At 66.2% G+C, this 16,650-nt stretch carries 9 protein-coding genes; 1 reads left to right on the top strand and 8 read right to left on the bottom strand.

What is annotated here, in order from left to right:
- Entirely contained in the window at window positions 1–594 is a 594-nt protein-coding gene (gene pnuC, locus AC56LH_RS11370) for a nicotinamide riboside transporter PnuC (protein WP_499646068.1), read from the bottom strand.
- Between the two features lie 15 nt (window positions 595–609).
- Window positions 610–2,748 carry a S46 family peptidase gene (locus AC56LH_RS11375; RefSeq protein ID WP_499646070.1) on the bottom strand — a complete coding sequence of 713 codons (2,139 nt, stop codon included), beginning with the start codon at window positions 2,746–2,748 and terminating at the stop codon, window positions 610–612.
- Between the two features lie 175 nt (window positions 2,749–2,923).
- Here AC56LH_RS11375 and AC56LH_RS11380 point away from each other — a divergent pair, with 175 nt between their 5' ends.
- The gene (locus AC56LH_RS11380; protein ID WP_499646072.1) at window positions 2,924–4,231 is read left to right on the top strand and encodes a GGDEF domain-containing protein; all 1,308 of its coding nucleotides are present in this window, start codon (window positions 2,924–2,926) and stop codon (window positions 4,229–4,231) included.
- 1 nt (window position 4,232) lies between these two features.
- Here the strand turns inward: AC56LH_RS11380 and AC56LH_RS11385 are convergent, their stop codons facing one another.
- The 6 genes from AC56LH_RS11385 to sppA form a co-directional block, all read right to left on the bottom strand.
- Window positions 4,233–5,195 carry an HDOD domain-containing protein gene (locus AC56LH_RS11385; protein WP_499646074.1) on the bottom strand — a complete coding sequence of 321 codons (963 nt, stop codon included), beginning with the start codon at window positions 5,193–5,195 and terminating at the stop codon, window positions 4,233–4,235.
- A gap of 46 nt (window positions 5,196–5,241) precedes the next feature.
- A complete protein-coding gene (locus AC56LH_RS11390; protein ID WP_499646076.1) occupies window positions 5,242–6,708 on the bottom strand; it encodes an efflux transporter outer membrane subunit in 1,467 nt (488 codons plus the stop codon).
- A gap of 5 nt (window positions 6,709–6,713) precedes the next feature.
- Complete coding sequence (locus AC56LH_RS11395; RefSeq protein WP_499646078.1) at window positions 6,714–9,995, bottom strand: efflux RND transporter permease subunit; 3,282 nt, start codon at window positions 9,993–9,995, stop codon at window positions 6,714–6,716.
- Window positions 9,992–13,099 (bottom strand): efflux RND transporter permease subunit, encoded by a 3,108-nt coding sequence (locus AC56LH_RS11400; RefSeq protein ID WP_499646080.1) that lies wholly within the window; start codon window positions 13,097–13,099, stop codon window positions 9,992–9,994. The genes AC56LH_RS11395 and AC56LH_RS11400 overlap by 4 nt, the downstream gene beginning before the upstream one ends.
- Before the next feature lie 31 nt (window positions 13,100–13,130).
- Complete coding sequence (locus AC56LH_RS11405; protein ID WP_499646082.1) at window positions 13,131–14,477, bottom strand: efflux RND transporter periplasmic adaptor subunit; 1,347 nt, start codon at window positions 14,475–14,477, stop codon at window positions 13,131–13,133.
- 289 nt (window positions 14,478–14,766) lie between these two features.
- Window positions 14,767–16,623, bottom strand: a complete 1,857-nt coding sequence (gene sppA, locus AC56LH_RS11410) for a signal peptide peptidase SppA (RefSeq protein WP_499646084.1) — start codon at window positions 16,621–16,623, stop codon at window positions 14,767–14,769.
- Window positions 16,624–16,650 lie beyond the last annotated feature (27 nt).

Consider the following 16,650-nt stretch of genomic DNA (forward strand, 5'->3'; position numbering starts at 1 on the left):
TCACGCCCGCTGCTCCACATGCGCAGACCAGGCACGCAGGCCAGCGATGGCCAGCAGCACGAACACGCCATACAGTACGGCCGTGAGCATCAGGCCCTTGTAGACGTACAGGCCGACATACAGGATGTCGACCGCGATCCAGATGTGCCAGTTCTCGAGCTTCTTGCGCGCCAGGAGCAGTTGTCCCATCAGGCTGCCGGCGGTGAGGAAGCCATCGGCGTGCGGCACGTCGGTGTCGGTGAAATGATCGAGGAAGGTCGAGAGCAGCACGAAGCCGGCAAACCAGGCGACCAGCACCCAGGCGCGGGTGCCGGGATTGAGGCGCTTGACGACCAGCGGCCCATTGCCGGCGCCGCGCAGCCACATGCTCCAGCCCCAGATCGACGCGCCGATGAACACGAACTGCAGCCCCATGTCGCCATACAGCCGCGCCTCGAAGAACACCACCGCGTAGGTGGCCGACGACACGATCGAAAACAGCCAGGCCCAGTGCTTCTGGCGGATGTTGAGCACGACCGTGATGACAGCCAGCAGGAACGAGATCAGTTCGAGCGGTGACGTCACCAGGCCGGCGAGGACAAGGGGTTCGTTCATGCGGACGTACCCGGATTACTTCTTCGGATACTTGATCGTCATTTCCTTGAGCAGGTTATCGGCATGATCGACCTCTTTCATCACCCACAGCATGTAGCGGATATCCACGTGGATCGCGCGCGTGATGGCGGTGTCGAAGTACCAGTCCTTGGTGATCGATTCATAAGTCGAATCGAAGTTCAGGCCCACCAGCTCGCCCCGCCCGTTCATGACGGCCGACCCCGAATTGCCGCCCGTGGTGTCGGCGCTCGACAGGAAGTTGACCGGCACGGTGCCCAGCGCCTTGTCCTTGAACACGCCGTAGCGCTTGCCCTGGATGGCTCCCTTGAGCGCGGCCGGGACGATGAACGGATCCTTGTCGGTTTCTTTTTCAAGAATGCCTTCGACGGTCGTGAACGGCCCTTTCAGCAGGCCGTCGCGCGGCGCGTACGGCGACACCGTGCCGTAGGTCACGCGCAGCGTCGAGTTCGCGTCCGGGTAGACCGGCTTGCCCTGCGACGTCTTGAATGCGATCACGGCCGCCATGTATTGCGGAATCACGCGTTCCAGGTTGCCGTCGATCTCGTTACGCCCGTTTTCCAGCGCCATGCCGGCGTCGTGCAGGCGCACGGCCAGCGCGATGAACGGATCGTTCGAGGTGCGGAACGCCTGCGGGTCCTTGCCGATCCAGGCCAGGCGCCTGGCGGTGTCGGCCAGCTCGCTGCTGCGGTACATTGCCGGCAGCGCCGCTTCGGTCGGCAGCAGTGCGTCAAGGCCCTGCGGGCGCACGGCGCCGTCGATGCGCGCGTAGCGGCCCAGCGCGGCCTTGTAGCGCGCTTCGTCCACGCTTGGCACGAACGATTGCTCGAGCCGCGTCAGGCGCGCCTTGATGAACGACAGGTCGCGTTCCTGGTAGCCGCCTTCGCGCTCTGCGTCCGGCTTCTGGCGCTCTAAAGCCAGGCGGTACAGCGTGCGCGCGCTCTTGAGCAGGTCGCTGTGGGTCGCCTCATTCCAGGCGGCTTCCTGGCGTTGCAGCGCCATGTCGCGGGCGATCACGGCGTCCAGTTCGGTCAGCAGGTTCTTGTTGGCGCCGGCGTGACTTTGCTGCCAGGTGCGGAACTCTGCGTCCTGCACGTCCTTGATGGCGGCGATGTCCTTGCGCGCGAAGCCGTCCATCAGGCCCTGCGTCTTTTTCAGCACGTTGTTCAGGCTCTTGGCCACGCTCGCGTAGCGCACGTCCCAGGCCGGATTGCCCTGGGTTGCGGCGGCGATAGTGGCCAGATCGGCCGTGATCGTGGCTGCCTTGGCCGGGAAATCAACGTCGCGCGCGAAGCGGATCTCGCTTGGCAGCTTGTAGCGGCTGGTGCGGCCCGGGTAGCCCGCCAGCAGGATCGGATCGCCGTTCTTCAGGCCTTCAGCCGACACCACCAGGAAGTCCTTCGAGCGGTATGGCACGTTGTCCGGCGACGGGTCGGCCGGGCGGCCGTCCTTGCCGACGTAGGCGCGCAGGAACGAGTAATCGCCCGTCTGGCGTGGCCACTCGTAGTTGTCGATGTCCCCGCCGAAGTTGCCGATGCGGTCGGACGGCGCGTGCACCAGACGCACGTCACGGATCATCAGCTGCTTGATGCGGTAATACTCCAGGCCGCGGTGAAACGCCGGCACCGAGCAGCGCGTCGATTTGTCGGTCTCGCATTCGGCGATCAAGGCCTTCACGCGTGCGGCCACCAGCGCGTGGCGCTCGCTGCCCGACAGCGTGGGGCTCAGGCCATCCAGCACGCGCTTGGTGACGTTCTCGACCTTTTCGGTCACGTAAATCAGCGTGCTCGGGCCGCCCGGCAGTTCTTCGGCGCGGGTTTTGGCCAAAAAGCCATTGACGATGTAGTTCTGCTCCGGGGTCGAATTGCGCTGGATCGCGCCGTAGGCGCAGTGGTGGTTCGTGACCACCAGGCCATCGGGCGAGACGAACGACGCCGAGCAGCCGCCGAGCGACACCATGGCGCTCATCGGATGCTTGCTCAGGTCGGCCAGCTTCGCAGCCGGCATCGTGATGCCGATGCGCTTGAGTTCGGACGAGAGCTGCGGCAGCTGGTGCGGTTGCCACTGGCCTTCGTCGGCAAAGGCGGCGGTCGCGGCGCCCAGGAGGGCGACAGGCAGGAAAATCGATTTGAACAAGACAACACCCTGGATGAAAAAAGCAATGCGGGAGTATATCGCCGTTGTATCCCGGCCGTGGCGATTTATGGCGATGCGACCGCCGTACCGGTCGCGTCAACACCCGGTCATATTGGTCTGGCAGGATGTAATATTGTCGTTTTGCAAGACAGGCATCCAGGGAAGGCATGCAAACATGACAAGCGAGTCGCCACTGTACCGACATACTGTCCTGTATCTGTGCCAGAGTTTCTTCATCAAGGACAACCGGGCAGAGTTGCTGCTGCATGCCCACAAATACGATTTCGACATCCGCTTCTTCAGTGAGCTGGGGCAGTATGTCGCGGCCGTCGACGCCGATCGCGGCCTCAGTCTGTTCGTGATCGACCTCGACACCCTGCACAATATGCAGGCCGACCTGCAGGATGCGCGCAAGACGCTGATGCTGGGTGAATTGCTGGCGCGTCTGCCGCCCGGTCACAGCTATGTGTACCTGCAATCGAGCCGCCAGGGCAGCCGCTTCCTGCTGCAGCAGCGGCTGGTCGACAGCCATTGCCTGGCGTATGCCGAAAAACCGATCGCCAACGATGTGCTGGTCGACAAGCTGTTCAACCTGTTCGTGCAAAGCAAGCGGGGCGACGCCGTCACACTGGTCACGCTCGGCCTGCCCGGCAGCCTCGATGACGCGGCGCTGCGCGACCAGCGCATCGATGTCAGCTACCACGCCGACCCGTGCACATTGCACCTGCGCGTCAAGGCATTGCAGCCCGACCTCGTGCTGATCCCCGACAGTGACTACCTGCGGGTGGACGCCCTGGCGCGCGTACTGCAAAAGAATATCGAGGCCGATCCGGTGCGCGAAATCGTGCTGTTGCAGCGCCGCCCGGACGACGCCCTGGCCCGGCGCGCACTGGGCGATGGCTTCGATGCGGTGTTGCCCGACACCGGCTCGGGCATGCTCGAAGCGCAACTGGCCAACCGCGCGGCCAAGATCCGCGTCAACAAGGATCTGATCGGCAAGGACCGCGCCACGGGCCTCCTCAACAAGGTCGGGCTGCGGCGTAAAACACAGGACCTGATCCGCCAGGCCACGCTGGAAGACAAGCCATTGGCATTCGGCGTCATCGACATCGACAAGTTCAAGACCATCAACGACACCTGGGGCCACCATTTCGGCGACATCGTCATCAAGCGGCTATGCCTGTGCCTGGCGCCGCAGATGGGCGAGCGCGATCTGCTCAGCCGCTTTGGCGGCGAAGAATTCGTGGTGGTGTTCTGGGATTGCACGCTGGCGCAGGCCTGGCCCCGCCTGGATGCGCTGCGGGCGGCCTTCGGGGCCATTGCGTTTCAGGTCGCGCCGGGCGATGAACGGCACTTTTCGTTCAGCGGCGGCCTGGCGGCGTTTCCGGCGCAGCGCAGCGAAAACGAACTGTTCGTGCAGGCCGATGCGATGCTCTACACGGCCAAACAGGGTGGGCGCAACCGGATTTGCCCGGCGCCCTGAGCTAGCCTCGAACGTCGGCCAGCTTGCCCAGGCAGCGCCGTTCGAAGCTGTTCAGGCCATCGGTGACGAGGTTGTCGTCCTCCGCGACGACATGGGCATCGATCAGCACGTGCAGCTTGGCGATCTGGTCGCCCCGCTCCAGCGCCCGGCCCAGCGCCGATGCGGCCGGCGTGCCGGTACTGGCGATCGCATGCACGACATCCGGCGGGAACTCCCAATGCGCTGCGATCGACGCCGACAGAGCGCGGCTGACGGCAAACAAACGGGCGCCGAATTCGCTCGAGCCGGGAATCTTGCCCGCTTCGGCTGCACGTTCGGCCAGGCGGAACGCCACCAGCAAGCCCAGGTTCTGCATCAGCCCCGCCAGGTAAGCTTCGAACACGCCGGCAGCCATGCCCGGCGCCATCAGGCTCGACGCCAGCGCGCACTTCTCGGCCTGATGCCAGACGAGCGGCGCCGCGTGGCGTGCAAAGCCGGTGTCGGCCATGCGCAACAGCGGGCGAAACGCGATCCTGGCCAGCAGCATGCGCAGGCCGTTCTGACCGAGCATCAACAACGCGGCATCGAGCGACTTGATGGGCTGCAGCGGGCGGTAATACGCGCTGTTGGCTTCGCGGATTACTTCGGCCACCAGCACCGTGTCGCGCTCGACCGAGCGCGCGAGCGCGCCCTGCGAGACGGCGTCGTCGGCCAGGTCGCGCAACAGTTCCGGGATCAGTTCGGGGATGCGGGGCACCAAGCCGCTGGCCGCGTTCGGATCGAGCGCCAGCGTGCGCACCAGGTCCAGCAGGTGTTCTTCGACGTCGGGTGTGGCCTCGTAACCGGCCGATGCGGTCAGCCAGCGGTAATACGCACCATCGACCTGCACGGCCAGGTCGGCCGCAGGTTCACCGGCCGGCGGTTCGCTCACGTCCACGGCTGGCGTCTTGTCGGCGCCCAGCATACGGTCAATCCATTTTTTCATAAAGTCGCTCGGGCCTCGGATGCGTCATTGTAAGCCCTGGCGCGCCTCAATTGACAATTGCCGGTGCGTTGGCGTTGCTGCCCTCGACCCAGCCACCGCCCAGCGCCTGAATCAGCGACACGGCCGCCGTCTGGCGGTCGGCCTGCACCTGCACCAGCTGGCGCCGCGCATTGAGCGCCGTGACCTGCGCCTGCACGACCTCGGTATAGCTCACCTGCCCCGCTTTGTAGCGGTTCAGGATCTGCTCTTCGACCAGGCCCGCAGCTTCGGCGGCTTCGACCCGCAACTGCTGCTGCTGCTCGAGCACGCGGGTGGCGGCCAGGCCGTTCTCGACATCGGCAAACGCCGTCAGGACCACCTGACGGTAGCTGGCCACCGTGGCCTGGTGGCGCGCCTCGGCGCCTTCGACGCTGGCGCGCGTGGCGCCGGCATTGAACAGCGTCTGCGCCGCCGACAGGCCGAACGACCAGGCCGCGTTCGACAGTGAGAACAGGTCGCCCACGCGGCTCGTGTTGTTGCCATATGAAGCCGACAGCCCGAAGGTCGGGAAGTAGGCCGAGCGGGCGATGCCGATGTCGGCATTGGCCACGGCCACATTCCGTTCGGCGGCAGCGATGTCGGGCCGGCGCTGCAGCAGCGTGGATGGCACGCCCACCGGTACGGCCGGCACCACGACCTGCCATGGCGTGCTTGCCAGCGCAAAGCTCGACGGACTCTGGCCGACCAGCACCGCGATCGCGTGTTCGAGTTCGGCGCGCGAGCGCTCGAGGCCAAGCGCATCGCTGCGCGCCGTGGCCAGCTGCGTCTGCGCCTGCAGCACGTCCGAGCGCGCGGAGACGCCGGCCGCGAAGCGGTTTGACGTGATCTGGAGCACGCGTTCATAGCCCTCGATGGTGGCCGTGAGCATGCCGATCTGGGCGTCCGTCTGGCGCAGCGAGAAGTAGTTGATCGCCAGCTCGCCAAGCGCCGCAAGGCGCACGCTGGCCAGGTCGGCGGCGCTGGCCTGGGCACTGGCTTCGGCCGCGTCGACCGCCGTGCGCAGGCGGCCGAACACGTCCGGCTCCCAGCTCGCGCCGATCTGCAGGCGGTAGGCGCTGGCGGCGCCGCGGTTGGTGTCGCCGCTGCCGCCACTACCGCCACCGCCGGCACGGTCGCCGCCAGCGCCAAGCGACACCACCGGGAACAGCGATGCGCGCTGCTGCGCGACGATCGAGCGCGCCTGGGCATAGTTGGCCACGGCGACCGCGATGTTCTGGTTGGCCACCTCGACCTGGCGGCTCAGGCGATCGAGCTCCGGGTCGTTGAACAGCTGCCACCAGGGACCGCGTTCGAGTGTGTCGGCGGGCGCGGCAGGCGCCCAGCCCGGCAAGGGCGCGTTGACGCCCTTGTACGATTCGGGCAGCGGACCGGCAGGCAGCGCCGCAGGCCGTTCGTAGGCCGGGCCGACGGCGCAGCCGCCAAGACCGAGGGCCAGTGCGAGGACGGTCAGGCGCAGGGAAGCAGAGATTTGCATGGGCATCATGGTTTGGCGAGCGATGGACCGGTCCCCGGCGTCGGATCGACGTCGTGCGGGTGGCGGGTCAACGCGTGTTCATCGGGTTTGCGGGTGCGCAGCTTGTCGAGCAGGACATACACGACCGGCGTGGTAAGCAGTGTCAGGAGCTGACTCGCGACCAGGCCGCCGATGATGGCAATGCCCAGCGGCCGGCGCAGTTCGGAGCCTTCGCCGAAGCCGATCGCCAGCGGCAACGCGCCCAGCGCGGCGGCCAGCGTCGTCATCAGGATCGGGCGGAAGCGCAGCATGCACGCTTCGCGCACCGCTTCCATTGCGGTGAGGCCCCGCGCGCGTTCGGCCTCCAGCGCGAAGTCGATGATCAGGATCGCATTCTTCTTCACGATGCCGATCAACAGGAACACGCCGATCAGCGCGATGATCGAGAACTCCATCTTGAACAGCAACAGCGCCAGCACGGCGCCCACACCGGCCGACGGCAGCGTCGAGAGCACGGTGATCGGGTGAATCAGGCTTTCGTACAGAATCCCGAGCACGATATAGATGACCACGATGGCGGCCAGGATCAGCAGCGGCTGCTCCTGGCTCGAGGCCTGCGCCGCTGCGGCGGTGCCCTGGGAACTGCCACGCACATTGGTCGGCATGCCGATGTCGGCTTCGGCCTGGCGCACGGCGGCTTCGCCGTCGGTCAGCGTGAAGCCTTCGTTCAGGTTGTACGACACCGTGGTGGCCAGTTCGCCATCCTGGTGGCTGACTGAAGTTGCGGTCGCGCTTTCGGCGAAGCTGGCGATTGCCGACAGCGGCACCATCGTCGCGGCGCTGTCGGCCAGCGCCTGGCCGCCGGACGGATCGCGCGCGGCCGTCAGGCTCGCGGTCGCCGATGTCGCCGCGCCCGCAGCGCCAGCGGCGGCGGCCGTGCCGGTGCTGGACGAGACCACGTTCTGGCTCCCGCCGGCGGCCCGCGCCGGCACGTACACGTCCTTGAGCGCCTCGGGCGACTGTGCATATTTCTGCGCCACGCCCATCACCACGTGATACTGGTTCAGCTCATCGTAGATGTTCGCCACCTGGCGCTGGCCGAACGCGTTGTACAGCGCATTGGTCACGTCGCGCGTGCTGATGCCCATGCGCGCCGCACTCTCCTTGTCGATGGTGACATAGGTTTCCACGCCGTTCTCGGCCTGGTCGGTGTCGACGTCGACCAGCGCGGGCTGCCCTTTCATGGCCTCGGCCAGTCTGGCAGCCCACAGCTTGAGGTCTTCCGCGTTGTCGCTCTTGAGCGTGTACTGGTAGGTCGAGTTGCTCGAACGCCCGCCCATGCGCAAGTCCTGCACCGGGTTCAGGAAGATCGAGATGCCGGTGACCTTGGCCAGTTGCGGACGCAGACGCGCGATCACGGCCTGTGCTGCGACATCGCGCTCGCTCACGGGCTTGAGGTTGACGAACATGAAGCCGCCGCCGGCGCGCCCGCCGCCCGTGAACGCCACGACCGTTTCAACCGCCGGATCCTTGCGGATGATCTCGACCAGCTGGTAAATCTTCTTCTGCATGGCCTGCGACGAGATGCTCTGGTCGGCGCGGATGCCGCCATTCATCTGGCCAGAATCCTGCTGCGGGAAGAAGCCCTTCGGTGCATTGGTGAACAGGTAGATGTTCAGGCCGACCGTAAACAGCAGGATGATCATGACCAGCACCTTGCTGGCCAGCGCCCAGTCCAGCGCATGCTCGTAGACGCGCAGCACGCGCGCGAAGCCGCCTTCGGACCAGCGCGCGAGGCGTCCCGGCTTCTTGTCCTTGTCTTCGGCGCGCAGCAACCAGGCGCACATCATCGGCGTGGTGGTCAGCGAGATCACGAGCGAAATCATGACCGCCGCCGACAGCGTGACGGCAAATTCGCGGAACAGGCGGCCCACCTGCCCGCCCATGAACAGCAGCGGGATGAACACGGCCACCAGCGACAGCGAAATCGACAGCACGGTGAAGCCCACTTCGCGCGCGCCGAGCAAGGCGGCGGCCATGCGGTCCATGCCGTTCTCGATATGGCGCGCCGTATTTTCCAGCACCACGATGGCATCGTCGACGACAAAGCCGGCGGCAACCGTCAGCGCCATCAGCGACAGATTGTTGAGCGAAAAGCCCAGCGCATACATGACGCCAAAGGTGCCCAGCAGCGAGACAACCGTCGCCACCGCAGGAATCACCGTGGCGCGCAGGCTGCGCAGGAACACGCTGACCACGGCCACCACCAGCACGATCGACAGCACCAGCGTGAATTCGATCTCGTGCAGCGAGGCGCGGATCGAATTGGTACGGTCCGATGCGATCGCCAGCTGGATGTCGCCGGGCAGCTGCGCCTGCAGCGATGGCAACAGGTCGCGGATGCCGTCGACGGTCTCGATGACGTTCGCGTCGGGCTGGCGCGTGACCAGCACGATGACGGCGGGCCGTCCGTTGAACAGGCCCAGCGTGTAGACGTTCTCGGGGCCGTCGAACACGGTGGCCACGTCGGACAGGCGTACGGCGGCGCCATTGCGCCACGCGACCACGAGGTCCTTGTAATCGGCGGCGCTGCGGCCGTCGCCCCCGGCCGGCTGCGAGTAGATCTGCAGGCGGTTGCCGTTGCCATCGATCTCACCCTTGGGACGGTTCGGGTTGGTGGCCTGGATCGCGGCGCGCACATCCTCTGCTGACACGCCGTAGCGGTTCAGCGAATACGGCACCAGCTCGACGCGCACGGCCGGCAGCGAGCCGCCGCCGATTTCGACTTCGCCGACGCCCTTGACCTGCGCCAGGCGCTGCTGCACGAGGTTCGAGACCGACTCGAAGATCTCGGCCGGCTCTTTGGTCTTGGACGTCAGCGCCAGGATCAGCACCGGCGCATCTGACGGGTTGGCTTTACGGTAGGTCGGGTTGCTGCGCAGCGTGGCCGGCAGGTCGGCGCGCGAGGCGCTGATCGCCGCCTGCACTTCGCGCGCGGCGGAATCGATCTGGCGATTCAGCTCGAACTGCAGGTTGATCCGGCTCGAGCCGGTGCCGCTGCTGGATGTCATTTCATTGACACCGGCAATCGCGCCGAGGCGCCGCTCGAGCGGCGTGGCCACGCTCGACGCCATCGTTTCCGGACTCGCGCCCGGCAGCGACGCCGACACCGAAATGGTCGGGTAATCGACCTGCGGCAGCGGCGCCACCGGCAGCACGAAGTAGGCGGCGATGCCGGCCAGCGCGATGCCGATGGTCAGCAGCACCGTGGCGATCGGCCGCTCGACGAAGGGGCGCGACAGGTTCATGCGCCCGCTCCCTCGGTCTTGCTTTCAGCGTCACCTTGCGCCTTACCCGTCAGGCGCCGCGCGGTGCGGTCGAACGCCAGGTAGATCACCGGCGTGGTAAACAACGTCAGCAGCTGGCTGAGGACCAGGCCACCGAACATCGCCAGGCCCAGTGGGCGGCGCAGTTCGGCGCCCTCGCCCGTACCCAGCATCAGCGGCACGGCCGCAAACAGCGCTGCCAGTGTCGTCATCAGGATCGGGCGGAAGCGCAGCAAGGCCGCCTGGCGGATCGCGTCGAGTGGCGACTTGCCTTCTTCGCGCTCGGCCTCGATCGCAAAGTCGATCATCATGATCGCGTTCTTCTTGACGATGCCGATCAACAGGATCATGCCGATGATGCCGATCACGCCCAGCCCCTGGCCACTGACCCACAGCGCCAGCAGCGCTCCCACGCCAGCCGATGGCAGCGTCGACAGGATGGTCAGCGGGTGGATATAACTTTCATACAGCACGCCCAGCACGATGTAGACGCAGACGACGGCCGCCATGATCAGCCACAGCTGGTTCGACAGCGACGACTCGTAGGCGCCGGACGCGCCCAGGAACGTCATGCTGACCGACGCCGGCATCTTGATGTCCACGGCAGCGGCGCGGATCGCGGCCACCGCATCGCCCAGCGACGCGCCAGCCGCCGTATCGAATCCGACCGTGGCCGCCGGGTACTGCGCCACGTGGATCACCTGCAGCGGCGCCTGGCGTTCACTGATGGTGGCCACCGCCGACAGCGGCGTCGACTGGCCCGAGCCGGTGCGCAGTTGCAGCCGGCCCAGCGCGGCAATCGACATCGCCTTGTCCTGCTGCGCCTCCAGAATCACGCGGTACTGGTTGGTCTCGGTGAAGATCGTCGAGACGATGCGCTGGCCGTAGGCGCTGTAGAGCGCATCGTCAATCGACGCGGCCGTGATCGACAGGCGCGACGCGGTGTCGCGGTCGATGTCGATGAAGGCGGCAGCGCCGGTCGCGCCGGCATCGGTAACGGCCGTGCGCAGCTCGGGCAAGGTGCCGATCTTGGTCGTGAGCTTGCGCGCCCACTCGTTGACCAGGTCAGTGTCGGCGCCTTCGACCGAGAACCGGTACTGGGTCGGACCGCTTTCGGCGTCGATCGTCAGATCCTGCGTCGGCTGCAGGAACAGCTGCAGACCCGCCACATTGGCGACACGCTCGCGCAGGCGCACCATCGTTTCGGCCTGGTCGCCACGATCGGCCTTCAGGTTGATCAGCATGGTGCCGGTATGGAGCATCGTGTTATTGGCCGCGTCGACGCCGACGTACGAGGCGACCGATTCGACCGCCGCATCCTGCATGATGCGGCGCGCCGCTTCCTGCTGCAGCTTGGCCATGTCCGTGTACGAGATCGACTGGCGTGCCTGCACGCGCGCCTGCAACTGGCCAGTGTCCTGGGTCGGGAACAGCCCTTTCGGGATGATCGTCCACATCACGGCGGTCAGCACCACGGTGGCCAGCGCGACGAGCAGGGTCAGGCCCTGGCGCTTCAGCACCCAGCCCAGCATCACGTCGTAGCGCGCGATCACGCGGTCGAAGAACGCCTGGAACTTGACGGCGAAGCGGCTTGGTTTTTCATTGTCGTGGCTGCGCAGCCAGCGCCCGGCCATCATCGGCACGAGCGTGAGCGACACGACACCCGAGATCAGGATCGTGATGGCCAGCGTGACCGCAAATTCGCGGAACAGGCGCCCGACCACGTCGCCCATGAACAGCAGCGGAATCAGCACGGCGATCAGCGAGACGGTCAGCGAAATGATGGTAAAGCCGATCTGCGTGGCGCCCTTGATCGCAGCGGCCATCGGCGCCTCGCCTTTTTCGATGTAGCGCGCGATGTTCTCGATCATGACGATCGCATCGTCGACGACAAAGCCGGTCGCAATCGTCAGCGCCATCAGCGACAGGTTGTTCAGGCTGTAGCCAAGCAGGTACATGACGCCGAAACTGCCGATCAGCGAGATCGGCACGGCCAGGCTGGCAATCACGGTCGCGCGCAGATCGTGCAGGAAGGCGAAGATCACCAGCACGACCATGATCACGGCCAGCACCAGTTCGATCTGCACGTGCTTGACCGAGGCGCGAATGCCCGTGGTGCGGTCGCTCAGCACATCCATGCGCAGCGCGCTGGGCAGACCCGCCTGCAGTTCGGGCAGGCGCGCCTTGATTGCGTCAACGGTGGCGATGACGTTCGCGCCCGGCTGGCGCTGCACGTTCAGGATGATGGCCGGCTTCATATTGGCCCAGGCGCCCAGGCGCACGTTCTCGGCGCTGTCGACAACCTTCGCCACCTCGAGCAGCTTGACCGGCGCGCCGTTGCGGTAGGCGACGATCAGGTTCTGATAATCGGGCACCGTGACCAGTTGGTCGTTGGCATTGATCGCGTACGAACGCGTCGGGCCATCGAAACTGCCCTTGGCGCTGTTGGCGTTGGCGGCGGTGATCGCGGTGCGCAGCGTGTCGAGGCCCAGCCCGTACGATGCGAGGGCAGCGGTATCGGCCTGGATGCGCACGGCCGGGCGCTGGCCGCCCGACAGCGACACCTGGCCCACACCGGACACCTGGCTGATCTTCAGGGCCAGGCGCGTGTTGACGAGGTTCTGGACTTCGGTCAGCGGCAGCGTGTCGGACGTGATCGCGAGCGTGAGCACCGGCGCGTCGGCCGGATTGACCTTGGCATAGACCGGTGGCGCTGGCAGATCGGTCGGCAGCAGCGAGCCGCCGGCATTGATCGCGGCCTGCACTTCCTGCTCGGCCACGTCGAGCGTCTCGCCCAGCGCGAACTGCAGCGTGACCATCGACACGCCGGCAGCGCTGGTGGAACTCATGCGGGTCAAACCGGCCATCTGGCCGAACTGGCGTTCGAGGGGTGCGGTGACGGTACGCGCCATGACTTCGGGACTGGCGCCCGGGTACAGCGTCTGCACCTGGATGGTCGGGAAGTCGACCTGCGGCAGCGCGGCCAGCGGCAGGAAGCGGTAGCCCACCAGGCCGGACAGCACGATCGCCAGCATCAGGAGGGCCGTGGCGACCGGCCGCTGGATGAAGGGGGTTGACGGACTCACGCGATACTCCCGTGCGCCGGATACGGCACCATCATTGCGGTGCTCCCCGCGCCGGCCGGCCTGCGCCCTCGCGCCCGCCCTGCCCTGCACCACGCGCGCCGCCCGGCTTGTCGCCCGGCAGCACCACGCTCGCGCCATCGCGCAGGCGGTCGGCACCTTCGGTAATCACCTGCTCACCGGCTTTCAGGCCACTGGCGATCTGCACCTTGTCCACGGTCGCCTGCCCGCGCTTGACGATGCGCAGCGACACGGTGCGTTTGGCGGCGTCGAGCACGTAGACGAAGTCGCCGTCGGTGCCGTGGCGCAGCGCCGTGACCGGCACCTGCACCGCATTCTGGATCGTGTTGACGGTCAGGCGCAGGTTGACGAACTGGCTCGGGAACAGTTTGGCGTCGGTGTTGGCAAAGCGGGCCTTGGCACGCACGGTGCCGGTCGACGTGTCGACCTGGTTGTCCAGCGCGATGAAGCTGCCCGTGGCCAGTGCATCGGTGCGGGTGCGGTCCAGCGCGGTGGCCGGCAGCTTTGCGCCTTGCGTGATGCGCTGCTGCAGCACCGGCAAGCCATCTTGCGGCACCGCGAATTCGACGTCGATCGGGGCCAGCTGTGTGATCACGGCGATGCCGGCAGTGTCGCCACTGCCCACCAGGTTGCCCACGTCGACCGTGCGCAGGCCGACGCGTCCGCCGATCGGAGCGCGCACCGTGGCGTAATCAAGGTTGAGCTGGGCCGTGCCTTCATTGGCGCGGTCGATCGTCGCCGTGCCTTCGAGCTGCTTGACCAGTGCGGCCTGGGTATCGACTTCCTGGCGCGCGATCGAATCCTGTTCGAGCAGGGTCTGGAAGCGCTTGAGCGTGACGCGCGCGCTGTCGAGCTGCGCCTCGTCGCGCTGGCGCTGACCACGCGCCTGCAGCAAGGCCATCTGGAACGGGCGCGGGTCGATCGTCGCGAGCACCTGACCCGGCTTGACCAGCTCGCCCTCGGTAAAGTGGATCTTCTGGACCACGCCCGAGACTTGCGGGCGCACCGTCACGATCGCGGCCGGCACCACGGTGCCCAGCGCTTCGAGCGTGACCGGGATGTTGGCCACCGTCGCGGTCGCGACACCGACCGTCGTCGCCGGGCCACCCCGACCGCCGCCCGGGCCGCCAGGGCCACGACCACCGCCGCCACCTCCGCCACCACCACCGCCAGGCCCGCCTGCCGACATGCCCGGGCCACCCGGCCCGCCCCCGCCGCCGGGGGCGGGGTTGATCAGCGTCCAGGCCAGGTAGCCCAGGGCGGCCATCGACAGCACGGCAATGGTGCCGCCAATGACACGGGTGCGCTTTTTACGCGCCGGGCGGCTGGTGGCGGGAGGGATCGGAGAATGCTGGTCCATGCTTGTCCTTGTCGATTTTTTTTGTCAATGCGCGCTACGCACTACTACTCACGGCGACTGTAGCATGCGAATTTCACATGGAATGTTTCGTAACGTACATAGAATACCGGGCGAACCGGCCTTGAAACGGCGCCCCGCCGCCATACTTAACATCGATTTACACGGTTAGCCCCTGAATGACGGCAGTAAACGGAAAACGGGCGCAACACCAGGGTGTTGCGCCCGTCCCGCCTTTGTCTCAATCAGTTACAAAGTCGCTACATGTGCAGCATGCATGTGCTGCCGTGCGTCACCAGTTGCCGCAGAAGCAGTGCGTAACGGCGGCAAACGGCTTGCGCTCGGTCGTCAGTTCCGACAAGAAGGCCATGTCGGCCGCAACCTGGTTCACCGGCCCGGCAGGAATCGCGTTCTCGATCAGGCCCAGCTTGACCTGAATGGTCATCGCCTGCACTGCCGAGGCGCCCGCCATCTGCAGGAACCGCTCGACGCGCGTCACTGGTCGCTCGACATACACGACGCGGTAATCCTTGCCCAGCTTGGCGCGACCGGCAGCCGAGGCCAGCGCATCGTTGTAGCCGCCCAGGCGATCGACCAGGCCGCGCTCCTTGGCCTGGACACCGGTCCAGACACGGCCCTGTCCGACTTCATCGATCTTGGCCGGCGTGGTCTTGCGCGCCGCCGCCGCCTTGGTGGTGAAGTCGCTGTAGACGTTGTTGATGCTCGACTGGACCAGCTGCTGGAAGCGCGGATCGAGTGGACGCAACGGATTGTAGGCATCGGCCAGCCAGGTCGTGGTCACACCATCGGTGTGGATGCCCAGCTTGGCGGCGACCTTGTCAGCCGTCGGCAGCAGCGCAAACACGCCGATCGAACCGGTGATGGTGGCCGGGTCGGCGATCACTTCGTCGGACGCCATCGAGATCCAGTAGCCGCCGGACGCTGCCACGCTGCCCATCGACACGACCACCGGCTTGCCGGCGGCGCGCGTCAGTTCGAGCTCGCGCCGGATCAATTCGGAACCGTAGGCGCTGCCGCCCGGCGAATCGACGCGCAGCACGAGCGCCTTGATATTGTCGTCCTCGCGCGCCTGGCGAATCAGGTTGGCCATGCTGCGCCCGCCGATCACGCCGGGGCCGCCATCGCCATCGGTGATCGAGCCGGATGCCACCACCACGCCGACCGCATCGCCAAACTGCTTCTGCGGATGACGCGACAGGTAGTCGTAAAAGCCGATCTGGCGGAACGACTTGTTGTCGTCGTCCGGCGCGCCGCGCTTGATCATCAGGTCGCGCAGTTCGTCGCGGGTTTTCAGGCCATCGACCAGTTTTGCCTGCAACGCCACCTTTGCGGCGCTGCCGCCGGCATTGTCCATGCGCTCGGGCAGCGATTCGATCATGCCGGCGATCGCGCCATCGGGCAGCTTGCGGTTTTTCTCGACCAGGCCCGTGTAGCCGGACCACAGCGCGTTGTACAGATAGGCGTCGGCTTCGCGCGCGGCATCGGACGGGCCGTTGGCGATGTACGGCTCGGCGGCGCTCTTGTAGGTACCGACCTTGATCAGGTTGACCGTAACGCCGACCTTGTCGAGCGCATCGCGGTAATAGTTGCGGCGCCCGCCGAAGCCTTCGATCATGACCATGCCCATCGGATGGACATAGACTTCGCTGGCGTGCGAGGCGACCAGGTAGCGCTTCTGGTCGTAGCTGCCGCTCCAGGCGACGACCGTCTTGCCGCTCTTCTTGACGCGGTCGACTGCGGCACCGATCTCGCGCAGCATGGCCATGCCGCCGCCCTGCATCTCGTCGAGCAGCAGCACGACACTCGAGATGTTGGGATCGCGCGCCGCCGCGTCGAGCACGACGATCACGTCGCGCAGGCGCACGGTGCGCTTGGAATCGCCGCCGACATTGTCGAGTACCGTGTCGCGCAGCGTGGTTTCATACTGCTCGACCAGGTCGCCCCGGATCTCGAGCACCAGCGCCGTTTTGTTCGCGATCGGCTTGACGCCGCCGCTGAAGAACAGCGAGACCACGAGGATCACGATCAGCAGGAACAACAGGTTGACGAAGGTGCGGCGGGTCACGTCGAGCGCGGTCCACAGCATGACGAACCCGCGCCGCAAAGCGCTCAGGGGCTTGAAGGCCATCGAAACTCCATAAAAGGTTACTGCAAA

This window comes from Telluria sp. LT1R51-2 (assembly GCF_059685775.1).

What these genes read in the sequence shown, in the direction of transcription:
- sppA (WP_499646084.1), bottom strand. Translation starts at nt 16,623, where the DNA reads ATGGCCTTCAAGCCCCTGAGCGCTTTGCGGCGCGGGTTCGTCATGCTG.
- AC56LH_RS11390 (WP_499646076.1), bottom strand. Translation starts at nt 6,708, where the DNA reads ATGCAAATCTCTGCTTCCCTGCGCCTGACCGTCCTCGCACTGGCCCTC.
- AC56LH_RS11395 (WP_499646078.1), bottom strand. Translation starts at nt 9,995, where the DNA reads ATGAACCTGTCGCGCCCCTTCGTCGAGCGGCCGATCGCCACGGTGCTG.
- pnuC (WP_499646068.1), bottom strand. Translation starts at nt 594, where the DNA reads ATGAACGAACCCCTTGTCCTCGCCGGCCTGGTGACGTCACCGCTCGAA.
- AC56LH_RS11380 (WP_499646072.1), top strand. Translation starts at nt 2,924, where the DNA reads ATGACAAGCGAGTCGCCACTGTACCGACATACTGTCCTGTATCTGTGC.
- AC56LH_RS11385 (WP_499646074.1), bottom strand. Translation starts at nt 5,195, where the DNA reads ATGAAAAAATGGATTGACCGTATGCTGGGCGCCGACAAGACGCCAGCC.
- AC56LH_RS11405 (WP_499646082.1), bottom strand. Translation starts at nt 14,477, where the DNA reads ATGGACCAGCATTCTCCGATCCCTCCCGCCACCAGCCGCCCGGCGCGT.